We start from the raw sequence: 2,680 nt of genomic DNA, 5'->3' as shown, positions 1-2,680 counted from the left end.
CACGATGAAATCCGGATTGATCGCGGCGGGCCCGGAAAAGGTGAAATCGAGCCCCCCTGCCCCGCCTCCGGCGCCAAGAAAGGGCCGCAGCCGCTTGCCTTCCCGGAAATCATAAAAGGCATGGACGCCAAGGGACCGGCTGGTGAAATCACCGCTCGCCGTGCTCGCACCGTTCAGGCCGGCAATATTGGCCCAGCGAAATCCGTATTCCGCTTCCAGCCGAACCGAATGATTAACCCGGTAACCAATTGCCCCGGCCACTTCCCGGCTGTCGTCGAAGATCAGATTGTTCTGGTCGCCAATCGAGCCATAGCCGCGCACGGCGACATAGAAACCGCGCTCGGCGTCAAAATTCTCATCAGCTTGCGCCAGGGCAGGAACACACAGGCACGCGCCGCACAGCGCGAGAGGCAGCCATCTCACACCTCGCCCTCCCAGCGATAGGACTCCAGATGCTTCACCAGTTCGCGGATCGGACGGCGCGGGCGGCCATCGGCATGGATCATCACCGCCGTGATCTCGCCTTCGGCGATGATCTCATCCTCCCGGAAACACGTCTGGGAAAAAAGGATGCGCGGGCCGTCGGTGCCAATATAGCGCGTCCGGATATGCAGCAGATCATCAACTTTCGCCGCCTTGCGATAATCCACTTCGACCCGCGTCAGCGTGAAGGCGGCCGGGTCTTCCCGCTCCAGCAGCGACTGGTGGGAAATCCCGGCATCGCGCAAATGGTCCGACCGGCCGCGCTCGAAGAAACGCAGATAATTGGCGTGGTAGACCATGCCGGTGAAATCGGTGTCTTCATAATAGACCCGCACGGTGATCCAGTGCTGGCGCGCGCGGTCGAAATTGGCCTCGTCCAGATCTGGCAGCGGCATGGCGCGAAGCCTCCTTGTCTATTGCCCGCCCGGACCGCCCAGCGGCTCTGTCTCGGATTCCGGCCCGGTCTCAGGTTCCGCATAAACTGACTCGAGGAAAATTTTCAAATCCTCAACCGACGCGGCCGGCACTTCTTCCTGAGGAATGTGCCCGGTCTCCGGATAGATGATCAGTTTCGAACCGGGAATGGCCTCGGCAAAATTCTCGGCATGAGCCATCGGGACCAGATTGTCACTGTCGCCATGCTGGATCAGCGTCGGCACGGCAATTTCACCAAGCGCTTCTTTTGATGCCGGCACTCGCAGCGTGGTGCCGCTCATGAGCTTGAGCAGGGCTTCGCGATGGCAAGGCGCGCGCGACATGGCCGAATAACGCTCCACCATTTCATCGGTAACCAGAGCAGGATCCGCAAAACTGTTTTCCAGTCCCGACCGGATCAGGGCCGACATGTCGAGATCCTTCATCACATTGCGGGCAAAGCCATTGCGCAGCAACTTGAAGATCATCGGGTCCGTGTCATCCTCGCCCGGTGCGTCGAGCCAGCCCGCCGCATCCACCAGGACCAGTCCGTCCAGCTTTTCCGGATGCGCCAGCGCATAGGCCCAGGCTGTGTGCCCGCCCATGGAACTGCCGACCAGTGTGAACTGGTCCACGTCGAGCGAGTTTGTCACGCGATCAATACTGGTGATGAATTGCTCAATGCCGATCTCGTCATTATCGACGCAGCGCGACAGGCCATGACCGGGCAGGTCCAGCCGGATGACCCGGTAATCCTTCCGCAGTTTGCGAACCCACGCATCCCAAGTGTTCAGGGAGGCAGAATAGCCATGTACGAGCACCAGGGTCGGCGCGTCACGTGGTCCGGTATCGGTAAAATGCAACACGATCTTGTTGCCGCTTTTGAGGTAACGGCTGTTCGATTTCGAATAGACGGATTCCAGCGTGTTGTAGGAAATGTCAGGGCGGCGCAGCATCAGCCAGCCCGCCGTCAGAATGATCGCAACCGTCACCAGCACGACTAGCAATCGTTTCATCTTGTTTCCGGCTCCCGCTCTTCCAAAATCAGGTGAGCGGCACTAAGCCTCCCTCGCGGCAGCAAGTCAAATCGCGCGTTCAGTGCCGCAGACACTACAGGTTGCATCGCTTCGCAACCGGACTTTCCTGAGGTCGGCAGGCAAGCCCTCGATCAAGACGATCTGGCCGATCAAAGGCTCACCAGCGCCGGTCACAAGCTTGAGCACTTCGAGAGCCATCAGGGTAGAGATCATTCCGGTCACCGGTCCGACCACGCCCACTTCGTCACACGCTTCTGCATCTGGCGGCGTCTCGGGCACCCAGCACCGATAGCATGGCGCGCCCTCCTGGCAGCCCGAAGCAAACACGCTGGCCTGCCCCGTCCAGCCTGCGGCTGCGCCATGCACCAGCGGCCGCTCGCTCAGATGCGCCACGCGGTTCAGGGCATAGCGGGTCTGGAAATTATCCGTCGCATCGACCAGCACGCTTCCCGCCAGCGCGTCATTCGGCGCCCATCGCTTCCGGCGTCCCCTGAACTGGGTAGACGGATGATCGGCCGACAGGCGCGCTGACATGACCTCGACCTTGGCCTTGCCGAGATCCCGTTCGCCGAACTGGACCTGCCGCTGGAGGTTTGACCGTTCCACAATGTCCTCATCCCAGATTTCGATCTGGCCAATGCCGGCAGCCGCAAGAAACATGGCGCAGGGCCCGCCCAGGGCCCCTGCCCCGACAATCGACACGGTCGCCGCGCGCAGCTTCTGGACGCCCGGCCCGCCGATCTCCT

At 61.2% G+C, this 2,680-nt stretch carries 4 protein-coding genes; all 4 read right to left on the bottom strand.

Annotated elements, in window-relative coordinates:
- Positions 1 to 423, bottom strand: a 423-nt coding sequence (locus AAC029_RS15720) for an outer membrane beta-barrel protein (RefSeq protein ID WP_339749693.1), incomplete at its 3' end; no start/stop codon positions are given.
- A complete protein-coding gene (locus AAC029_RS15715; RefSeq protein WP_339749690.1) occupies positions 420 to 878 on the bottom strand; it encodes a YbgC/FadM family acyl-CoA thioesterase in 459 nt (152 codons plus the stop codon). The genes AAC029_RS15720 and AAC029_RS15715, both read right to left, overlap by 4 nt.
- 18 nt (positions 879 to 896) lie before the next feature.
- Entirely contained in the window at positions 897 to 1,913 is a 1,017-nt protein-coding gene (locus tag AAC029_RS15710; RefSeq protein ID WP_339749687.1) for an alpha/beta hydrolase, read from the bottom strand.
- 66 nt (positions 1,914 to 1,979) lie between these two features.
- A partial coding sequence (locus AAC029_RS15705; RefSeq protein WP_339749684.1) for a HesA/MoeB/ThiF family protein occupies positions 1,980 to 2,680 on the bottom strand: 701 nt, incomplete at its 5' end.

The organism is uncultured Maricaulis sp. (assembly GCF_963975345.1).
Classification (GTDB): domain Bacteria; phylum Pseudomonadota; class Alphaproteobacteria; order Caulobacterales; family Maricaulaceae; genus Maricaulis.
Note: the sequence above shows the minus strand (reverse complement) of the source record. Positions and strands in the feature narration are given on the sequence as shown.

Excerpts from the sequence above, each read along its gene's own strand:
- AAC029_RS15715 (WP_339749690.1), bottom strand. The coding sequence starts at position 878 with ATGCCGCTGCCAGATCTGGACGAGGCCAATTTCGACCGCGCGCGCCAG.
- AAC029_RS15710 (WP_339749687.1), bottom strand. The coding sequence starts at position 1,913 with ATGAAACGATTGCTAGTCGTGCTGGTGACGGTTGCGATCATTCTGACG.